General features: G+C 67.3%; 21 protein-coding genes. 18 read left to right on the forward strand and 3 right to left on the reverse strand.

What is annotated here, in order from left to right:
* The first annotated feature begins 27 nt into the window (after positions 1 to 27).
* The 3 genes from G0D83_RS04725 to G0D83_RS04735 are packed head-to-tail and all read left to right on the forward strand — an operon-like array spanning position 28 to position 2,545.
* Entirely contained in the window at positions 28 to 402 is a 375-nt protein-coding gene (locus G0D83_RS04725; RefSeq protein ID WP_164190047.1) for an ATP-binding protein, read from the forward strand.
* Positions 399 to 1,409, forward strand: a complete 1,011-nt coding sequence (locus G0D83_RS04730) for an ATP-binding SpoIIE family protein phosphatase (protein WP_164190049.1) — start codon at positions 399 to 401, stop codon at positions 1,407 to 1,409. The genes G0D83_RS04725 and G0D83_RS04730 overlap by 4 nt, the downstream gene beginning before the upstream one ends.
* A complete protein-coding gene (locus G0D83_RS04735) occupies positions 1,406 to 2,545 on the forward strand; it encodes a sensor histidine kinase (RefSeq protein WP_164190051.1) in 1,140 nt (379 codons plus the stop codon). Before G0D83_RS04730 ends, G0D83_RS04735 begins: the two co-directional genes overlap by 4 nt.
* 89 nt (positions 2,546 to 2,634) lie before the next feature.
* On the opposite strand, the gene G0D83_RS04740 is transcribed toward G0D83_RS04735, so the two are convergent.
* Positions 2,635 to 3,093: a MarR family winged helix-turn-helix transcriptional regulator gene (locus G0D83_RS04740; RefSeq protein ID WP_159099711.1), complete on the reverse strand. Its 459-nt coding sequence runs from the start codon at positions 3,091 to 3,093 to the stop codon at positions 2,635 to 2,637.
* Positions 3,094 to 3,201: 108 nt separating this feature from the next.
* Here G0D83_RS04740 and G0D83_RS04745 point away from each other — a divergent pair, with 108 nt between their 5' ends.
* Genes G0D83_RS04745 through G0D83_RS04770 form a run of 6 tightly spaced genes read left to right on the forward strand, consistent with a single transcriptional unit; the run spans position 3,202 to position 9,568 of the window.
* Positions 3,202 to 4,914 (forward strand): AMP-binding protein, encoded by a 1,713-nt coding sequence (locus G0D83_RS04745; RefSeq protein WP_164190053.1) that lies wholly within the window; start codon positions 3,202 to 3,204, stop codon positions 4,912 to 4,914.
* A complete protein-coding gene (locus tag G0D83_RS04750; RefSeq protein ID WP_108970768.1) occupies positions 4,911 to 5,723 on the forward strand; it encodes an enoyl-CoA hydratase/isomerase family protein in 813 nt (270 codons plus the stop codon). The genes G0D83_RS04745 and G0D83_RS04750 overlap by 4 nt, the downstream gene beginning before the upstream one ends.
* Positions 5,720 to 6,622: an SDR family oxidoreductase gene (locus tag G0D83_RS04755; RefSeq protein WP_203594874.1), complete on the forward strand. Its 903-nt coding sequence runs from the start codon at positions 5,720 to 5,722 to the stop codon at positions 6,620 to 6,622. Before G0D83_RS04750 ends, G0D83_RS04755 begins: the two co-directional genes overlap by 4 nt.
* Before the next feature lie 43 nt (positions 6,623 to 6,665).
* Positions 6,666 to 7,685 carry a TRAP transporter substrate-binding protein gene (locus tag G0D83_RS04760; protein WP_164190055.1) on the forward strand — a complete coding sequence of 340 codons (1,020 nt, stop codon included), beginning with the start codon at positions 6,666 to 6,668 and terminating at the stop codon, positions 7,683 to 7,685.
* 52 nt (positions 7,686 to 7,737) lie between these two features.
* Entirely contained in the window at positions 7,738 to 8,283 is a 546-nt protein-coding gene (locus tag G0D83_RS04765; protein WP_108970766.1) for a TRAP transporter small permease, read from the forward strand.
* Positions 8,276 to 9,568, forward strand: coding sequence for a TRAP transporter large permease (locus G0D83_RS04770; protein WP_108970765.1), 1,293 nt, complete (start codon positions 8,276 to 8,278; stop codon positions 9,566 to 9,568). Before G0D83_RS04765 ends, G0D83_RS04770 begins: the two co-directional genes overlap by 8 nt.
* Before the next feature lie 177 nt (positions 9,569 to 9,745).
* Here G0D83_RS04770 and G0D83_RS04775 read toward each other — a convergent pair whose 3' ends face one another.
* Entirely contained in the window at positions 9,746 to 10,543 is a 798-nt protein-coding gene (locus tag G0D83_RS04775) for a shikimate dehydrogenase (protein WP_164190057.1), read from the reverse strand.
* Between the two features lie 107 nt (positions 10,544 to 10,650).
* Between G0D83_RS04775 and G0D83_RS04780 the strand changes: the two genes are divergently transcribed.
* From G0D83_RS04780 to G0D83_RS04815, 8 genes are all read left to right on the forward strand, one after another.
* The gene (locus G0D83_RS04780; protein ID WP_108970763.1) at positions 10,651 to 11,340 is read left to right on the forward strand and encodes a GntR family transcriptional regulator; all 690 of its coding nucleotides are present in this window, start codon (positions 10,651 to 10,653) and stop codon (positions 11,338 to 11,340) included.
* Between the two features lie 50 nt (positions 11,341 to 11,390).
* Entirely contained in the window at positions 11,391 to 12,407 is a 1,017-nt protein-coding gene (locus G0D83_RS04785) for an ABC transporter substrate-binding protein (RefSeq protein ID WP_164190059.1), read from the forward strand.
* A gap of 59 nt (positions 12,408 to 12,466) precedes the next feature.
* On the forward strand, positions 12,467 to 13,234 hold the full coding sequence (locus G0D83_RS04790) for an ABC transporter ATP-binding protein (RefSeq protein WP_164190061.1): 768 nt from the start codon (positions 12,467 to 12,469) through the stop codon (positions 13,232 to 13,234).
* Positions 13,227 to 14,039, forward strand: coding sequence for an ABC transporter permease (locus tag G0D83_RS04795; RefSeq protein WP_108970760.1), 813 nt, complete (start codon positions 13,227 to 13,229; stop codon positions 14,037 to 14,039). The genes G0D83_RS04790 and G0D83_RS04795 overlap by 8 nt, the downstream gene beginning before the upstream one ends.
* Positions 14,036 to 15,292, forward strand: coding sequence for an FAD-dependent oxidoreductase (locus G0D83_RS04800; RefSeq protein ID WP_108970759.1), 1,257 nt, complete (start codon positions 14,036 to 14,038; stop codon positions 15,290 to 15,292). The genes G0D83_RS04795 and G0D83_RS04800 overlap by 4 nt, the downstream gene beginning before the upstream one ends.
* A gap of 174 nt (positions 15,293 to 15,466) precedes the next feature.
* The gene (locus tag G0D83_RS04805) at positions 15,467 to 15,769 is read left to right on the forward strand and encodes a helix-turn-helix transcriptional regulator (protein WP_164190063.1); all 303 of its coding nucleotides are present in this window, start codon (positions 15,467 to 15,469) and stop codon (positions 15,767 to 15,769) included.
* Positions 15,766 to 16,944, forward strand: a complete 1,179-nt coding sequence (locus G0D83_RS04810) for an MFS transporter (protein WP_164190065.1) — start codon at positions 15,766 to 15,768, stop codon at positions 16,942 to 16,944. Before G0D83_RS04805 ends, G0D83_RS04810 begins: the two co-directional genes overlap by 4 nt.
* 230 nt (positions 16,945 to 17,174) lie before the next feature.
* Entirely contained in the window at positions 17,175 to 17,627 is a 453-nt protein-coding gene (locus G0D83_RS04815) for a hypothetical protein (RefSeq protein ID WP_164190067.1), read from the forward strand.
* A gap of 102 nt (positions 17,628 to 17,729) precedes the next feature.
* Here G0D83_RS04815 and G0D83_RS04820 read toward each other — a convergent pair whose 3' ends face one another.
* Entirely contained in the window at positions 17,730 to 18,434 is a 705-nt protein-coding gene (locus tag G0D83_RS04820) for a FadR/GntR family transcriptional regulator (protein ID WP_164190070.1), read from the reverse strand.
* Positions 18,435 to 18,601: 167 nt separating this feature from the next.
* On the opposite strand from G0D83_RS04820, the gene G0D83_RS04825 reads away from it, so the two are divergent.
* Positions 18,602 to 19,387, forward strand: coding sequence for an ABC transporter substrate-binding protein (locus G0D83_RS04825; protein ID WP_164190072.1), 786 nt, complete (start codon positions 18,602 to 18,604; stop codon positions 19,385 to 19,387).
* The last annotated feature ends 15 nt before the right edge of the window (positions 19,388 to 19,402 follow it).

Consider the following 19,402-nt stretch of genomic DNA (forward strand, 5'->3'; position numbering starts at 1 on the left):
ACAGCCAACAGGACCCTGCTTGCGGCCATGCCCCTCGCGTCCAGTCGCGATGTCGTGGCGGCACGTCAGGCGGTGGCCCGGTTCATGAAGGAGCGCGGCGCAAGCGCGCTTCGCGTTACCCGCTTCGCGACGGCGGTGAGCGAGATCTCACGCAACGCCATTGTCCACGGCGGCGGCGGCGACATTTCGATTTATCTCGATGCCCGCAAAGAGTATCTGCTCGTCGAATGCCGGGACACGGGTCCGGGGATCGAAGACGTGACGCTGGCCATGACCGAGGGCTACACCTCGGGCGGGGGCCTCGGCCGGGGGCTCGGCGGGGCGAAGCGGCTGGCGCATGACTTCGAGATCCGCTCGGTGCCGGGCGAGGGAACGACCGTGTCGATGAGCGTGAAACTATGAATCAATGGGTCGAGATTGATGACCGCAGCGCGGTGGCCGTGATCCGCCGCCTTGCGCGGCGGCTTGCCGCCGGGATGGGATTGCCCGAGCAACGCATCGACGAGCTGGCGATCGTGGCCAGCGAGGCGACGACCAATATCTTGCGCTACGCCGACCGCGGCCGGGCGTTGATCGACGTGCAGCGCAACGCCGGCGCCATGCGCTTGGTCATGATCTTCACCGACCGGGGTCCGGGAATTTCCGACATCGACAGGATGTTCCAGGACGGGGAAAGCTCTGCGGATTCCGCCGGGCTCGGGCTCGGTGCGATCCGTCGCCTGTCGGACACTTTCGACATCTACAGTACGGCCGAGAGCGGCACGACGCTGGTCTGCACCTTTGCGGCGCGGCCCGATGCACCTGACCTCGGGGTCGACGCGGCGGCGCTGCGAGTCTGCCATCCGAACGAGCGGGAGTGCGGCGACGACTTCCAGCTGCGCCAGACCCGCGGCGCGACCGACCTGCTGCTCTGCGACGGGCTGGGGCACGGGCCGGAGGCCGCGGCGGCGGCGGGCGAGGTGCTGGATGCGGCCGGGCGCGCCGGGGGCCTGTCGCAGGAACCGGGCGCGACGATGCGCCAGATCACCGAGCAGCTTGTCGGGCGGCGGGGCGCGGTGGCGGCCATCGTCCATATCGCCCAGCCAGCGATGAAAATGAGCTACGCCGGCCTTGGGAATATCTCGACGCTGCTGATCGGCGCGCAGGGTGTGCGCCGCATGGCGGTGCGCGACGGGCGGATCGGTGCCGGGCCGACGCGCGGCTACGAGGAGAGCGTGCAACTGGCAGAGGGCGACCTGCTGATCCTGCACAGCGACGGTCTGAAGACATTGCGCGAGGCGCATTTCCCGCCGGGGCTGCTCAAGAAGAGCCCGCTGGTGATCGCCGGTTTCTTCCTCGACCGGGCCTTCCGGGGGCGCGACGACGCGAGCATCGTGGTGATGCGCATCACCCGTGGGCCCGAGCAATGAAACCCGCGAAGCTGACGACGGTGAACCTCGAGAAGAGCGCCGATGTCGCGCGGCTGCGCGAAGTTGCGATGACGCTGACCAACGTGCTTGGCTTCGGTGCCTTCGAGCGGACACGGACGGTGACCGCGATCGTCGAGCTGGGGCGCAACGCCATCGAGCATGGCCAGAAGGGGCGGGCCACCTTTGCGCTGACCGAGGTCCGCGGCAAGCCGGCGCTGGATCTGACGGTGATCGACCAGGGCCGGGGCATCCCGCAGGAACACCTCGACCCGAACGGTGCGGTTGGCTCCTCTTCCTCGGGCATGGGGCTGGGGCTGCGCGGCGTTCAGCGGATCGCCGAGCGGTTCGAGGTCGAGACCGGCCACGAAGGCACGCGGATCAACACCTCGTTCCTGTCCTCGGCCGCGGTGCCGGACAGCGGCCTGCTTGCCGCAAGGGCCGCCGAAGCGCTGAGCGCGCTCAGCGCCAAGGATCCGACGGCGGCGCTCACCGAGCAGAACCGGGCACTGACCGAGGGGATCGCCGACCGCGATCTGCTGATGCAGGAATTGCACCACCGCACGGGCAACAACCTTGCGCTGATCGTCGCGCTGATCCGCATGAGCAAGTCGCAGGCCGAGGCGGAGGAGACCCACCAGGTGCTCCGAGAGCTCGAGATCCGCGTTGGCGCGCTGGCCAAGGCGCACGAGCTGATGCAGCGCACCACCGGGGCCGGCGACCTCGAGCTTGGCGAGATGTTGCAGGAGGTCGCCTCGAACGCCGAGCGCGCCTTCAGCGGGAGTGGCCGCGAGGTGACGATCGGGGTCGTCTGTCCGCAGATGGAGCTGGAGGGCAAGCTGGTCATCGACATCGGGCTGATCGTCGGCGAATTGATCACCAATGCCTACAAGTACGCCTTTGCCGGGCGTGACCGGGGGACGATCTCGGTCAGGGTGGAGGGCAGCCTGCAGGCCGGGCTGGTCCTGAACGTCGCCGATGACGGGGTCGGCCTGCCGGAGGGCGCGGAGCGGCCCGAGCGCTCGCAGTCGCTCGGCTGGCGGATGATCCGCACGCTGACCTTCCAGCACGGGGCGACCCTGAACGTCGAGAGCGCGGGCGGGCTGAGCGTGCACGTCAAGTTCCCGGCGCAGGGCTGAACGCGGCGCAGGGGTACGTCGAGGGCTGGAGCGCGCCTTCCAGAGAGCGCCTTCCGGGGCGCGACTCCCCGGGAGCGGGGACGGCTGCGTCAGGACAGGTTGTCGATGAGCTTTTGCAGCACGCGCAGCCCGCTCGCGATCTCGTCCGGGGTCATGCCGCGGGTCATCTCGGCCTCGTAGCGCTGCGCTTCCAGCAGGAGCCGCCCCACCACGTCCTCGCCCTGCGGCGTCAGCCAGAGGCCGTTGGACCGGCGGTCGTGTTCCATGAGCCGGCGTTCGATCAGCCCCTCTGCGCAGAGTTGATCGAGAATGGTCACGAAGCTTGATCGGGGCAGGGCCACGGCCTCGGCGATCCGGCTCTGCGGCTGGCCCGGGTGGGCGCGGATCACCGCCAGAAGGCCCAGATAGCGCGGCGCGCGTCCATAATCGGTAAGCCTCTGTTCGAAACCGCGGAACGCGAGGATCTGCGCGAGCCGCAGCTTGTAGCCGAGGGTTTCCTCGGCCTCTCCGGCGTCGAGGCGCAGCTGGCGGTCTTGGCTTTCGGGCACCGGCACAGACGTCCTCCACGATTTTGTTTTACATCGAACAGTTCCATTACGTACAGTATGGCATGGACTTCGTCCATCCTGAGTCGACCCGGAGGGAGGAACGTGTCGATGGCAGTGACCGCCACAGGTCTTGCGCACTGGCTGCCCGAGGCGTCGGCTGCGCCGCTTCGCGAAACCACGCTGGGGGCCCTGCTTGCCGAGCGAGCCGCGGCGCTGCCGGGGCGCCCGGCGCTCATCTTCGATGAGCCGCAGGCCCGCGCAACATGGACCTACGCAGAGCTTGACGCCGAAGTCACGCGATTGGCAAAGGCGCTTCTGGGGCATGGTATCGGGCCGGGGCAGCGCGTGGCGGTAATGGCCGCCAATTGCCCTGAATGGGTGTTCCTGGAATATGCGCTGGGTCGGATCGGGGCGGTGCTGGTGACGGTGAACCCGTCGTTCCGGCAGGGCGAGCTGGATTACCTGCTGCGGCAGGCGCGGGTCTCGGCGCTTTTCGTGGCGGGCGTCTTCCGGGGGTTCGATGTCGGGGCGATGCTGGCGGAGATGCTGCCCGGGCTCGACCGTGGCCGCCCCAGTAGCGGATCCGGTGGCGGCTCCGCCTATCCCGATCTGCGGCTGGTCGTGCAAATCGGCGCGGCTGCGGTTCCTGGGGCGCTGCCCTTCGACGGGGTCCTCGAGGCTGCGCCCGAGTTCTCCGAGGCCGCGCTTGCCGAGGTCGCGCAGGGGGTGCGCCCCGAGGACGTGCTGCAGATTCAATATACATCGGGGACAACCGGCAAACCCAAGGGGGCGATGCTCACCCACCGCGGCACGATCAACAACGCGCTGCTCGCGGCGGAGCGGGCCGGGTACCGCGAGACCGATGTGATGGTCTCGGCGATGCCGCTCTTTCACACCGCCGGATGCGTCTGCAACGTGATGGGGATGCTGGCCGCCGGCGGGTGCCTCGTCGTGATGGCCGATTTCGACGCGGGGCGGCTGCTCGACCTCATCGAGCGCCACGGCGGGACGATCACCAATGGCGTGCCGACCATGTACATCCGCATGCTGCAGGACCCGGGGCTGGTCGCGGGGGCGCGTGACCTCTCGCGCTGGCGGATCGCCTACACCGGGGGCACCTCGATCCCGCCGCAGGTGATGCTGGATCTGCATGCCCGCGTCGGCTGCGAGCCGGTGATCATCATGGGCATGACCGAATGCAGCCCGATCATCACCCAGACGGCGCCCGATGAACCGCTCGAGACGCGGGTGATGACCGCGGGCGTGCCGCTGCCGCACGTCGAGATCCGCATCGTCGATCCAGTGAGCGGCGAGACCCGGCCCGTCGGCGCGGAAGGCGAGCTTCAGATCCGAGGCTTCCTGGTGACCGCCGGGTATTTCGACATGGCCAAGCAGACCCGCGAGACCATCAGCGCCGACGGCTGGCTGAAGAGCGGCGATCTGGCGGTGATGGACGCCGAGGGGCACTTGCGGATCATTGGCCGGATCAAGGACATGCTGATCCGCGGCGGCGAGAATATCTACCCGGTCGAGATCGAGGATTGGTTGATGCAGCACCCCGCCATCGCCGAGGCGCAGGTGGTCGGCGTGCCCGACCCAGAGTTCGGCGAGGAGATCTTCGCCTTCGTCGTATTGCACCCGGGCAAGACGCTGGAGGCCGGCGCGCTGCGCGACTGGTGCCGGACGCGGATCGCGCGCCACAAGGTGCCGCGCCACATCGCCTTCATCGAGGCGACGCCGAAGACCGCGAACGGCAAGGTGCGCAAGGTCGACCTGCGAAGGATGGCCGAAGAGATGCTCGAAAAGGACACGACCGCATGAGCGCAGCCCACCTGCTCGAAGAGCGCCGCGGCCCGGTGCTTTTGCTAACCCTCAACCGGCCCGAGGTGCGCAATGCGATCTCACCGGAGATGGCTTGCCGGCTGGCCGATGCCTTCGCCGCCTTCGATGCGGAGGACGAACTGCGGGTGGCGATCCTCACCGGGGCGGGGGCGCAGGCTTTCTGCGCGGGGGGCGATCTGGGGCGGACGCTGCCGCTGCTGTCGGGCGACCGCGCCCCCGAGGACGACTGGGACCGGCGCTTTCTCAATGAGCCGGGGCTGCAGGACCGCTCGGCGCTGCGCCGCGCGCCGCCTGCCAAGCCGGTGATCGCGGCGATCAACGGGCTCTGCCTAGCTGGCGGGATGGAAACCATGCTGGGCACCGACTTGCGGATTGCGTCGGAGGGCGCCGTGTTCGGCTTGCCCGAGGCGCGGCGCGGGGTCATTCCCTTTGCCGGGGCATTGGTGCGACTGAGCCGCCAGATCCCCGAGCCGGTGGCGCTTGAACTCTTGCTGACCGGGGGCACCATCGATGCCGCCCGCGCGCACGAGATCGGGCTGGTGAACCGGGTGGTGCCGCAGGCCGAGGTGCTGGACCGAGCCTTCGAGATGGCTGCGGCGCTGGCCGAGAATGGCCCGGTTTCGCTGCGCGAGATCAAGCGGGTGGTGCGCGGCAGCTCGGGGCTGCCGTTGGACGAGGGCTTTGCGCTGGAGGACGAGGCCAAGCGCATCGTCATGGCCTCGGAGGACGCGCGGGAGGGACCGCGGGCCTTCATGGAGAAGCGCAAGCCGAGGTTCGTGGGGCGATGAGCGAAGCGGGGGACATCCGGCTCGACGGGCGCGTAGCAGTGGTCACCGGAGCCGGGCAGGGGATCGGGCGCGCGACGGCGCGGGCATTGGCGGCCGCCGGGGCCTCGGTGGTGGTCAACGACATCGACGCGGCCGCCGCGGAGGCGGTGGCGCGGGAGATCGGCCCGAGTGCCGTGCCGTGCGTCGCCGCCATCGGCAGCGCGGAGGCGGCGGAGGCCTGCGTCGCGGCAGCGCTTGACAGCTTCGGGGGGCTCGATGCTTTTGTCTGCAACGCCGGGCTCCTGCGCGACCGGGTGCTATGGAACACCTCCGACGCGGATTTCGATGCGGTGATCGCGACGCATCTGCGCGGCACCTTCACCTGCGCCCGGGCCGCCGCGCGGCACTGGCGCGAGGCGGGGCAGGGGGGGCGGCTGATCCTCATGTCCTCGATCGCCGGGCAGCGCGGCAATTTCGGCCAGACCGCCTATGCCGCCGCCAAGGCGGGGATTGCCGCCATGGCGCGCACCTGGTCGATGGAACTCGCCCGCGCCGGGGTCACGGTGAATGCCGTGGTGCCCACCGCACTGACCGCGATGACCGCCACCATCCCGGCGCTCGCCGAGCTTTCCGAGCAGGCGGCCCGCGGCGAGGTGCTGGACGACAGCGTGCGGCAGCAGATGGGGATCGGCGGGCCGGAGGACGTGGCGCCGCTGATCGTCTATCTTGCCTCCGAAGCCGCGGGCTCGGTGACCGGGCAATGTATCGGCATCGGCGGAGACCGGCTGAGCCTCTGGGCGCATCCGGTCGAAGCGGCACATGAAATCGCGAAAGGCGGGTGGAGCGCGGACGGCATTGCCGGCGCGCTCGGAGGATCACTCGCCGGTTCCCTGCAATCCGTGGGGATCGAGGTAAACTGACGCCCCGGAGGAGGAACACCGGGCGCATATAGGGAGGAAGACCATGAAGACCTTTACCATCGGGGCGGCCACGCTGCTGGCCCTTGCGGCCACGGGCGCGCAGGCTCAGGACGTCACGCTGCGGCTGGCGCACTGGCTGCCGCCGCAGCACGCGGTGCCGCAGACCGGCATGCAGGAGTGGATGGACTCGATCACCGCCGACTCGGGCGGCACCATCACCTTCGAGGTGTTCCCCGCGCAGCAGCTGGGCGCCGCGCCGGATCACTACGACATGACCCGCGATGGCATCGCCGACATCGGCTACGTCAACCCCGGCTACACCGCCGGGCGCTTCCCGATCTACGAGTTGACCGGCGTGCCCTTCCTGGCGACAGACGGTCCGAACGCCGCCAAGGCGATCCACGAGTGGTACGCGGGTGATTACGCCGAGAAGGAGATGGGCGATGTCCACTTCTGCCTCGTCAACCCGCACGAGCCCGGCCGCTTCCATGGCAAGGCCGAGATCAAGGTCCCGGCCGACGTGAAGGGGCTGAACGTGCGCCCGGCGCATTCGACCATGGCGCGCTTCGTCGCCTCGCTTGGCGGTGCCTCGGTGCAGGTCCCCGCGCCCGAGGCGCGCGAGGCGCTGGCGCGTGGCACCGCCGATGCGGTGACCTTCCCCTACGAGGCGATGAAGGTCTTCAACGTTGCCGAGGAGACGAAGTTTCACAATGACATGCCGCTCTATCTCTCGTCGCAGGTACTGCTGTTGAACAACGACAGCTACGACGGTCTGAGCGTCGAGCAGAAGGCGGTGATCGACGCGCATTGCACCCCGGAGTGGTCGAAGAAATTCTCCGAGGGCTGGGCCGAATATGACAAGGGCGTGCGCGAGGAGATCCTGAACAACCCCGAGCACACGGTCTACACGCCCACCGACGAGGAGGTCGCGCTCTGGCGCGAGGCGGCGAACCCGACGCTCGATGCCTGGAAGGCGGACGTGTCGGCGGCGGGCTCGGACCCGGACGCGATCCTCGAGGGGCTGCGCGCGGCGCTCGACGCCAATGGCGTTCTCTACAAGTAAGGCAAAGGCACACGGGGGAGCGGAGGCGCTCCCCCTACAATAGCGAGGCGCCATGGCTCGGCAACGACACGGCTCGGCGGACCGGGTGATCCTGTGGGTGGAGAGAACCGCCGCGGTGATGCTCGGGCTCGTCACGCTGCTTATCTTCGTCTCGGCGGTGGGGCGGTATCTCTTTGCCGCCCCGCTGCCGGATTCCTTTGACCTGTCGCGGCTGACCCTGGCCATAGCGGTGATCTGGGGCTTTGCCTCGCTCGGCTATCGCGGCAGCCACATCAAGGTCGACATCTTGGCGCAGGCGGTCGGACCCGCCCTGCGGCGCTGGATGGATCTTGCGGCATGGGTGATCCTGCTGGGCTTCACCGGACTGCTGGTCTGGAAGCTGGGCGGGCGGGTGATCTCGCAGCTCTCGGGGGGCGAGGTCACCATGGACCTGCGCCTGCCGCATTGGCCCTTCCTTGCCGCGATCCTGCTGGGGCTGGTCGCGGCACTTTTCACCACGGCGCTCCGGCTCTGGCGGATCTGGCGCTTTGGCGAAGGGCTCGACTCCCATGAAACCCCCGCCGAAGACGCGCGTGCCGAGGTAGACAAGAATGAGTGAACGCGACCTGATCGCGGCAGGCGGCTTTGTCGTGCTGTTCCTGCTGATGCTGATCCGTGTGCCAATCGGTATTGCTATGGGAATTGTCGGGGTCGGCGGCTTCGGCATGGTGACGGGGCTGAAACCGGCGCTGAACCTTCTGGCCACCTCGCCGCTGCGCACGGTGACCGACTTCAACCTGACGCTGATCCCTTTCTTCGTGCTGATGGGGGTGCTGGCCACCCGCTCGGGCATGAGCCGCGAGCTGTTCCGCGCGGCGAACGCCACGCTGGGGTCGTTCCGCGGCGGGTTGGGGATTGCGACGGTGGGGGCCTGCGCTGGCTTTGCGGCGATCTGTGGCTCGTCGGTGGCGACCGCGGCGACGATGACCGACATCGCCTACCCGGAGATGAAACGCGCGGGCTATGGCGACGATGTGGCGACCGGGGTGGTCGCGGCGGGCGGGACCTTGGGGATCCTGATCCCGCCCTCGGTGGTGCTGGCGGTCTATGGCTACATCACCGAGCAGGACATCGGCAGCCTTTTCATCGCGGGCATCCTGCCGGGGCTTCTGGCGGTGCTGATGTACATGCTGACGGTACGCTTCTGGTACGGGCCGCGGCTGCCCGCGGGTGCGCCGTTCCGGGTCGGCGAGGCGCTGCGGGCGCTGCGCGACGTCTGGGCGGTGGCGCTGCTTTTCATCGCGGTGATCCTGTCGATCTATCTCGGCATCGCGACCGCCACCGAGGCGGCGGCGGTAGGGGCGGTGCTTACCGCGGGGATTGGCATCGTGCGCGGGCGGCTGGGGGCGGCCTCGCTGCTCGACTGCCTCGTCGGGGCGCTGCGCACCTCGGTGGCGATTTACACGATCCTGATCGGGGCGATCCTCTTCGGCTACTTCCTTGCGGTGACGCAGGTGCCGCAGAACATGACCCGCATGCTGATCGAGCTGGGGCTCGGGCGCTACGGCACGCTGGTGCTGATCATGGCGCTCTTCGTGGTGCTGGGGTGCTTCCTCGACGCCATGGCGATGATCATCCTCATGGTGCCCATCGTGTTTCCGGTGATCACCCAGCTCGGGTTCGATCCGATTTGGTTCGGGATCATCATCGTGATGACCGTCGAGCTTGGTCTGATCACCCCGCCGATCGGCATGAATGTCTTCGTGATCAACAGCATTGCCCGCAACGTGGGGCTCGGCACGATCTTCCGCGGGGTGCTGCCCTTCGTGCTGGTGGACCTGCTGCGCCTCGCGCTCCTGATCCTCCTTCCGGGGCTGGTGCTGTTCCTGCCGAACTCGATGTAGCCCCGACGGGTCCGGCCGGTGCCGCTCGCTACGCTGGGAGGCATCGGAGGACAGCCCGCGTGACGCCGCCCGCCTCAGGCGTCACGCGGCCGACGAAAAGCAGCTTCGCGCGGCCATGGGGGCGGGCCGACCGGCGTGTAGGACCGGCACGGAGGCACCTGGCCTCCGGGTCGAGGCTCAGGTCCCCTCGATCTCGAGACCGAGGAATGCGCGCATGCGCGCGGCTTGGCAGGCGGCCATCTCCTGGCCGGTGACCACCGGGATCCCCCTCAGGCGAGCCTGTTTCACCAGCGCGGTTTCTGCAGGATCGGTCAGGGCGTCTGCCACGCAGCGCGCGTTGGCGATCAGCGCCTCGCCGAAAGGCGGCGGAGCGGCCCCCGGGCTGCCGGCCGGTGAGGCGTTCACGAGGATGTCGGTGCTGACCGGACTCTGCGTGGACACCGGAATGCTCGCCACCGAAGAGACCCTTTCCGCCAGCACAGACGCCCGGCCGGGGTCCGCGTCGATGAGGGCAATCTCCCGCGCGCCCCGGAGCGCGGCCTCGATGGCGATGGCGCCGCCGGCGGCCCCGGCGCCGCAGATCACGAGGCGCGCCCCCGAAAGAGCCACGCCCGTCCGCTCGATCGCATCCAGCATGCCTTGACCGTCGAACATCTCCCCGGCCAAGTCGCCGCCTTCGTCCAGTCGGACGGTGTTCACCACACCCAGAAGGCGCGCGGTGGCGGAGAGCGTGTCGCAGGCCTGCGCAAGCGCCGCCTTGTGTGGCACGGTGGTCAGGAAGCCCGGCACGTTCCGGGCCTCGCGCACCCAGCGGAGGAAAGACTCCAGCCCGGCGGGCGGCAGATCGATGGGCACGCAGACCGCGTCCTGATCCCTTGCGCGGAAGACCTCGTTCCAGAGCCCGGGGGTGGCCACCTGCGCCACCGGATCGCCGAGGATCGGGATCACCAGCGTGGCCGTCTGCGTCGTTTTCATGCGGGGGTCTCCTCGGCAGGGAACACGGCGCCTCTTGACGCCCTATCTCGAATACTTCTAATAAAGTTACACATTTTTTAGATCAAGTAACGAAAGGGTCGGGCGCAATGTTCGGTCGCAAGCCTCAGAAAACGACTGCGGAAACCGTGGTGTCGGTCGTGGCTGCATCGCTGCGCAGGGACATTGCCTTTGGCGATTTGCCGCCCGACTCGAAGTTGAAAATCGAGGAGCTGCGGGGCCGTTACGGTGGATCGAACCACTCGGTGCGCGAGGCTCTGACGCTGCTCGCCTCGGAAGGCTTGGTGGAGGCCACCGCCCAGCGGGGCTTTCGTGTTGCCTCGGCCACCGAGGCGGATCTTCGGGACATCATCAGGTTTCGCGCGGAGCTGGAGCCGCTCGCGCTGAAATGGGCGATGCAAAATTCCGATGTCGCTTGGGAAGGCAAGCTCGTCGCCGCGCTGCACGCGGCCGACCGGGCGACGGAGCGGCTAATCCTGGACCCGGACGGCGCGGTCATGATGTGGGACGAGGCGGGGCGTGCGCTGCACCGGGAACTCATCTCTGGCTGCGGCTCGCCCCGGATGATCCGCGTTCTCGGCCAGCTCTACGACCAGTCGCGACGCTTCCGGCTGGCCGCGCTGCGGGAAGGGCGCTGCGATCCGCGGGTGCTGCGGCAGCTGCACGCCCAAATGGTTGAGGCCATTCTCGCCAACGACATCGATGCCGCGGTCGGGGCGCTCGTCGCCGACATCCGGCACGACCTTGACACATCGCACTCGCGGAGGAGCGATCCCTAGACCACCAGCGCCTCGGCTCGAGGCGCTTATCTCAAGGAGGAGGACCACCCATGAAAACTCTGACACGGCGCGCCACGCTGGCGGCCATCGGCGGCGCGCTCGCCACACCCTACCTCGTGCGCTCCGCACGCGCCGGGACCTCGGTGAACGTCGGCGCGCTGCGCTTCGTGAGCCATGCACCCAGCTTCATCGCGCTTGAACGTGGCTATTTCCAGGAGGCCGGGCTCGACGTCAGCTTCGACTTCTTCGAAGCTGCGCAGCCCATGGCCGTTGCGATTGCCTCGGGGGATACCGACTACGCGATGACGGCGATCTCCGGCGGGCTCATCTCGCTGGCCGACAAGGGCGTGGCAAAGGTCATCGGCGGTGCCCTGACCGAGGAGAAGGGCATTCCGGGTCAGAAGATCCTTGCCTCCAACGCGGCCTATGAGGCCGGGCTGACCAGCCCTGCGGATCTTGACGGCAAGACCTTCGGCATGACCCAGGCCGGTTCGTCCTTCCATTACATGGGCGCCCGCATTGCCGCGGCCGAGAACGCCGAGCTCAAGTTCAAGCCGCTGCAGAAGACCGGCGCGGTGATCGGTGCGATCAAGTCCGGGCAGATCGACGCCTGGTCCATCGTGCCGCATATCGCCAAGCCGCTGGCGGATGCCGGGGCGGTCAAGATCATCGGCGAGGTCGCCGACTATATCCCCGACTACCAGGTGACCACGGTCTTCACCTCGGCCAAGATCGCCTCTGAAGAAGGCGATCAGACCCGAGCCTTCCTCGCGGCACTGTCGCGCGGCGCCGACGACTTCAACGCCGCGCTGGTCGACAAGACCGCCAGCGAGGACGAGCAGGAAGCCATCGTCGCGCTGCTTGCGGCGCATGTCTATCCCGACCGCGCTCTGGAAGATGCGCGCGCCCCCATCGTGGATGGCGCGATGCGGATCAACGCAGGGATGTCGCTCAACCGGGCGTCGATCATGGACCAGCTCGAGTGGTTCAAGGCCGAGAACCTCGTGAAGGCCGACATCGCCTACGAAACGCTCGTGGACGAGAGCTACGTCGAAGCGCGCAGCTGACCGGACAGCGCCGGCTCTCCGACACTGGATAGCCGGCCACCCAACCATCGGAAGACTCTATGGAACTCAGACTCGAAGGGGTCTCGCATCGCTATGGCGATGTCGAGGTCATCCGCAATATCGACCTCTCCATACCCAAGGGGCGCATCGTGTGCATCGTGGGCCCCTCGGGCTGCGGCAAGTCCACCCTGCTGCGGTTCCTCGGCGGCCTCGAGCGCCCCACCTCCGGCACAGTGAGCCAGGTCGGAGAGCCGCCGAGCGACAGCATCAACCCGCTGACCTACGTGTTCCAGGATTTCGCCCTGCTGCCATGGCGCTCGGTGGAGGGGAATATCTCCCTGATCCTGTCGGATCATGGCGTGCCGAAGGCTGAGGCCGAGGATATCATCACCGACGTGCTGGCCCGCACCAAGCTGAGCGACTTCCGCAAGGCGCTGCCAAAGCAGCTTTCGGGCGGAATGAAGCAAAGGGTCGCCATCGCACGCGCGCTCGCGGTCAACCCCGCCGTGCTGCTCATGGACGAGCCGCTCTCGGCGCTCGACAGCCAGACCCGCGAGCTGCTGATGGACGATCTGGTGGACCTTTGGACGCGATCGCCGTTCACCGCGGTTTATGTCACCCACAACCTCGCCGAAGCGGTGCGGCTGGGGCACCGGATCGTCGTGCTCTCGCGCCGGCCCGGGGCGATCAACGAAATCGTCGAGATAGACACCCCCCTCGCAGAGCGAAGCTCCGCCGACCCTGACCTCGAACGCACGCAGCAGCATCTCTGGGCGCTCATGCGCGCCGAAGCCGAGGCCGCCGATATGGAACTGATCGATGACTGACATCGCCCCCCAGACCCCAGACGTTCGCCCGGTGGAATTCCGCGGCGGCGGCTTCCGCCCGTCCTCACCCCGGTGGGTCGGCCTGCTGGTTTTCACGCTGTTGATCGCCTTCCTCGAGTGGGGGACGCGCGCCGGTTTCATCTCGTCTCTGACCGTGCCACGCCCCTCGGACGTCTTCCTGACGCTGTGGGACCTCGCGGTGTCGGGCGCGCTCTGGACCAACCTCGCGCCCTCGCTGATGCGCCTGCTCGTGGGCGGCACCATCGGGGCGACAGTGGGCATCGCCGTCGGCGTAATGATCGGCCTCTTCTCCTTTGCGAGGGCGGGTCTCGTGCCGCTGGTGGCGGCGATCTTCCCGATCCCAAAGATCGCCCTGCTGCCGCTCTTCGTGATCTGGTTCGGCATCGACGAGGCATCGAAATACGCACTCATTGCCTTTGGGACCTTCACGCCCACGGTCGTGTCGACCTATGGCGCCGTCGACAACGTCGACCGCTCGCTCATCCGGATGGGGCAGAGCTTTGGACTGCGCTGGTCGACGGTCGTGTTCCGCATCGTGCTGCCCGGGGCGATGCCCGGCATCCTGTCGGGGCTCCGCGTCAGCCTCGCGATCGCGATCATCCTGCTGGTTGCCGCCGAGATGCTGGGCGCAGAACACGGTATCGGGGCCTACATCCTGCAGGCTGGCTCGCTCTACGACCTCGAGCGTTTGTTCGCCGGGGTGACCATCCTCTCTCTCTTGGGCGTGCTGCTTTCGGCCGCCGTGGGGGCCGTCGAGAAACATGTTCTGGGGTGGCGCACATGAGCCGGAAGATCGAGAGCGAATACGACGTCATCGTCGCTGGCGGCGGTGCCGCCGGGGTTGGCGCGGCGCTCGGCGCCGCGCGCGCCGGGGCGAAGGTCTGCCTGGTCGAGAAGTATGGCTTCCTCGGCGGCGCGGCGACCACCTCGCAGGTGCTCGCCTACTGCGGGTTTTTCCAGCAGGGCAAGACCCCGATCAAGGCGGTCGGCGGCGCCGGGGAGCTCGTGCTCGAGGCGATGCGCGGCTGCGGCATGACCGGCGAGGCCTATAATTCCGAGACCACCGGCAACTGGATCATCCTGCTCAACCCGGAAGGCGCGAAACTGGCGTTCGACCGGGTGCTGGCCGATCACGGCGTCGACGTGCTCTTGCATTCGCGCGTTGCGGCCGCAACGCGGACCGCCAACGGGATCGAATCCGTCACGGTCGCCGGCATGGAGGGCCGCCGACGCATCGCCGCCGAGGGCTTTGTCGATGCCACCGGGGATGCCAACCTCTCGCTGGTCTCGGGCATCGCCATGCGCGAGGGCGACCATGAGGGCAGGCTGCAGGCTGTTTCCGCCCCGATCCGGATCTCCGGCCTCGACCCGGACGTGCCGTTCGACCGGGAGGCGATCAAGGCCGCGGTCCGACGTTACAACGAGACCGGCGCGCATCCGATCACCCGTAGCGATGGCGGGATCTATACCCGGATCCCCGGCACCGGCGACATGTGGTGGATGATCATCGATCTTGCCCTGCGCGACCTCAGCTCGGGCAGCTTCACCTGGGCGGAGCAGCGCGCGCGGGAGATGGCGCATGATTACGTGGCAATGCTGCGCGCATATGTCCCGGGCTTCGAGCGGTGTTTCCTTGCCCAGTCCGGTCCGCAGATCGGCATCCGCGAGAGCCGGCATCCCGCGACCCGCTACGAGATGACTGCCCACGATCTGGCCAGCGGTCGGCAGCGGCCCGACAGCGTGGCGCGGGCGGCCTGGCCGGCGGAGCTGCACGGCGAGGCCGGCAAGCCGGTCTACCATTCGGTAGGCGGGCCGGGATACGCTTCGATCCCGCTGGACAGCCTCAGGGTGCGCGGCCTCGATAACCTCTTCGTTGCCGGCCGCGTCATCGGGGCCGATCCCGTTGCCTATGGATCCGTGCGCGTGATGGGAACGGCGTTCGCCACCGGCGAAGCGGCTGGCATCGCCGCCGCTTTGGGTGCCGAGGACGGGGAAACCGTGGGTGCGGAAGTTCGCCGGCTCGGGGGGCTCACCTGAGCAGCGAGGCGCGGCGCTTCGGAGCCGCTGTGCAGCTTTAGACCCGCCGCCCGCTGCTTGCGGGCGGGGGACGCCTGGCCGAACGCTAGGGGCGGATGCCTCCACGGGCCAGCTAATTCGACAAAAGTGGAAATAGATGTTGACCGCTCTGGTGGTAGGGGCGCATCTATTTCCATGGACATCGAAACAGCCTCCCGCCAACTGGATGCCATTGGCAATCCGACGCGCCTTCGCATCTACCGCGCCCTGGTCCGTGCGGGCGAGACCGGCGCGCCGGTCGGACAGATCCAGGAAACCCTTGGCCTTCCGGCTTCGACGCTGTCGCATCACCTCAGGAAACTTCTGGAGGTCGGCCTGATCCGGCAGGCGCGGAGCGGCACCACACTGCAATGCCATGCCGAGTATCCCGCGATGAAGGCGCTGGTCGCCTTCCTGGTCGACGAGTGCTGCGCGGACGACGCCAGCCAAGCCGGATGATCGCCCCACGGACACGCGTGGTTTCGGCACTCGGCGTGGTTCAGATCCTTGCCTGGGGAAGCAGCTATTACCTGATGGCCCCGCTGGCCGGAGCCATCGCGGCAGAGACTGGCTGGGGGCAGGCGCTGCTCTCGGTAGGCGTGTCCGCCGGCTTGTTGATGTCCGGTCTCGCTGCGCCGGCTGTGGGGCGCTGGATCGGGCGCAGCGGTGGGCGGATGACCCTTTGCGTCGGAATGACGCTGATCGCGGCGGGGCTGATCCTGCTCAGCCTCTCGTATGCGCTCTGGGCCTACCTCCTCTCCTGGTGCATCCTCGGCCTCGGAATGGCGACCGGGCTCTACGATGCCGCCTTCTCGGTGCTCGGGGCCGCCTACGGGCGAAACGCACGCTCCGCGATCACCCAGCTGACGCTGTGGGGCGGATTTGCAAGCACGGTCTGCTGGCCGCTTTCGGCATGGCTTGTCGAGAGTGTCGGGTGGCGATCGACCTGTCTTGTCTACGCGGCGCTCCATCTCTTTGGCACGCTCCCGCTCTGCTGGGTGGCTCTGCCGAGGGCCCGCGGGCCGCATGAGACGTCGGCGCGCACGCCGGTCCTGCCGGGCCGAACCTTCGATGCCCGGTTCCTGTGCATCGTTGTTGCCGGTGTCACGCTGACACTCCTGGCGACGATCTGGTCCATCCACATGGTGACGCTCCTGACGGCCGAAGGCTACACGCTTGCCGCCGCCATCACGGTCGGCACGCTCATCGGACCGTCACAAGTCGGTGCCCGTGTCCTGGAAATGATCGGGGGAGGTCGACATCACCCGATCTGGACCATGCTCGCGGCAACCACGCTCGTGCTCGCCGGGTTCATCGGATTGTCGCTCGGCGTGCCCGCGGCTGCAGCCCTTGTCGCCTACGGCGCCGGAAACGGCCTCTGGTCGATCGCACGCGGGGCGCTTCCGCTCGTCCTCTACGGTCCGGAGAACTATGCAACTCTGATGGGCCGCCTCGCGCGCCCGATGCTGCTGGCCGCCGCCGCCGCCCCTACGCTGGGCGCGCTGCTCATCGACAGGTTTGGAGCCGAAACGACGTTGGCGCTTCTGTCGATCGCCGCCGCGCTGCCACTGGTCATGGCGTTGTTGCTCTATGCCGACGTGATGCGGTCGAGAGGGATCCCCGGATCGGGCTGACTGCGTTCGGTGGAGGCCGAAGGAGATCCGAGTTGTGCTGTGCAGAAAACATGCAAGGGACCAGCCAAAGTCGCCAATTTTCGGAGGCTATCGGAGGGGGATTGATTCGAAGTTGCTATGAATAAAATCTTCCACTACCTTCGATAAAAATTCCAAGCCACCTGTGTTATTCAGCCTTTCAGAATTTTAATTGGCTACTTGCGTGTGCGCAGTTCCAGTAGAGGTAATTGATGAATCTTTCTGTCGGTAGGGTTGTTTCCGTCACAGGCTCCAGCAGCGGTGCCACATTGGAGCTTACCGGCCTGGAGAGAGCCGAAAGAACGTTCATAAAGAACTTGGGTGAGACGCCCTTGGGAAAAGAGGGCGATATCCTCGCCTACCATATTCGTGGCGAGACACAATTCATTTACAACCTTACCGACGGAACCTACTCCAGGCCGACAACGCGATTTCTTGACGGCGCATCCGCGCTGGCGCTCATGGCGGCCTTCCTCTTGGTGGGCCTGATGGTCAAGATTGCCATGGCCCTGGCCATATGTTCTATGGCATCTCTCCTGTTTCATTTCCTGTGCGAACGTCCGAACCACAGGAAAGCGCTTATTCGCGCCCAAGGACTCGCAGACGAATATAGGGACCATGTCGTGAGGTCGCGGGAAGACCGCAGCTTTCTTCCTGCCGCCTGAGGCGCACCGGAACGATTGGGGTGCTGTACGGGTCGAACCACCTGTCTTGGCGGCCAGCAGCGGCACGGCCTAAGTGCGCGGATCGCGCGCACGGCTCCCGGCCTATTGCACGAGCTTTGCTCCCACGATCGACCCTGTATTGCTGATGTGCGCGCGCATCTCCGCGGCCGCAGCGGCGCCGTCTCCCGCTTTTAGGGCGGCGAGGATGGCGTGGTGCTCGGCGATCGAGGCCTCCATGCGCGAGACTTCGGTGTTCGGGATCGGGACGCGCTGGCTTTCGGTCAGCACGTCGTGGATCGACCGGTAGAACATCCGCAGCATGCCATTGGGGCAGGCATCCGCGATCCGCGAGTGAAAGGCGAGGTCGGCTTCGACATGCGCCAGAAGATCGCCGTTGCGCCAGGCTATCTCGAAGGTGCGTGCGGCGTCGGCAAGCGCGTCAAGCCGCGCCCCGGTCATCGCCGGTGCCGCGAGACGGCACATCTCGCATTCGATGAGGAGCCGGGTCTCGAAGACCTCGGTGATCGTGTAGCGCGCGTCGTGACGCCAGTTCTGTCCGGCCTTCGGGGCTTGCGTCCGCTCGCCGCTGACGAATGTCCCGCGGGCCGGCAGGGTGCGGATGAGGCCGAGCGTTTCGAGCGTGAGCAGCGCTTCGCGCAGGGAGGCGCGGGAGACCCCGAGCTGCTCCGACAGGATCCGCTGCGAGGGAAGCTTGGCATCGGGGGGAAACTCGCCACTGCGGATCATCTCCTGGATCCGGCGTGTCACGACCTCGGTGACCGGCAGCTTTCCGTAGTCCTCTTCCATCGCTCCGTCCTCAAATTGAGCAGCCCCTGGCGCCACGGCTCGCGTGGCACCGAATTTACTGATTGCACACTTGCAAATATCTTGCCAGCGTGATCCTACCGGTAGGACTGGTCAGACCAGTTGGTCCGAGGTGCGCTTCGGGCCCCATAACAGCAGGGAGAATAAAAATGCTCAGGAAACTCATCGTACCGACGTGGGTCGTCGCCGCAGGCATCGCCGGCGCCGCGCAGGCCCAGGAGGCGCTCGAAGTCGGCGCGAACATCGGCAATGTGCCATGGGAATTTCAGGACGATACCGGCGCCTTCGTCGGTTTCGAGGTGGACCTTGCAAGCGCCGTGGCCGCGCAGCTCGGCCGCGAGGTGGAGATCGTCAATATTCCCTTCAACGGGCTGTTCTCGGCGGTGCAGTCGGGCCGGATCGACATGGCGATGTCATCGATCACCATCACCAACGAGCGTCTACAGTCGGTGAGCTTCGCGCAGCCCTACTATGACAGCGACCAGTCGCTGACCGTGGGTGCCGAGGGGCCCGCCTCGCTGGACGAGATGAAGGACAAGGTTGTCGGGGTGGACACGGGCTCGACCGGCGACATGTGGGCGACCGAGCATGCCGCGGACTACGGCTTTGCCGATATCCGCCGCTACGAGGGTCTGCAGCCGGCGATGCTCGATCTGACCGCGGGCCGGATCGACGGCTACATCTCGGACATCCCGGCGCTTCAGTACTACGTGAAGGACAAGCCGGCGCTGAAGGTCGTGCAGCGCATCGCCACCGGCGAGAAGTACTCCTTCATGTTCGCCAAGGACGCGGAGCTTGCCACCGAGGTCGACGGGATCCTTACCGGTCTGAAAGAGGATGGCACGCTGGCGGAGCTTCACGAGAAGTGGTTCGGCGCAGCGCCAGAGGCCGGGACCTCGACGGTGACCGTGCTCGACATGCCGACCGCCGAGTAATTGCGCGCGACCCGG

This window comes from Salipiger sp. PrR003, assembly GCF_010500785.1.
Classification (GTDB): Bacteria; Pseudomonadota; Alphaproteobacteria; order Rhodobacterales; family Rhodobacteraceae; genus Salipiger; species Salipiger pacificus_A.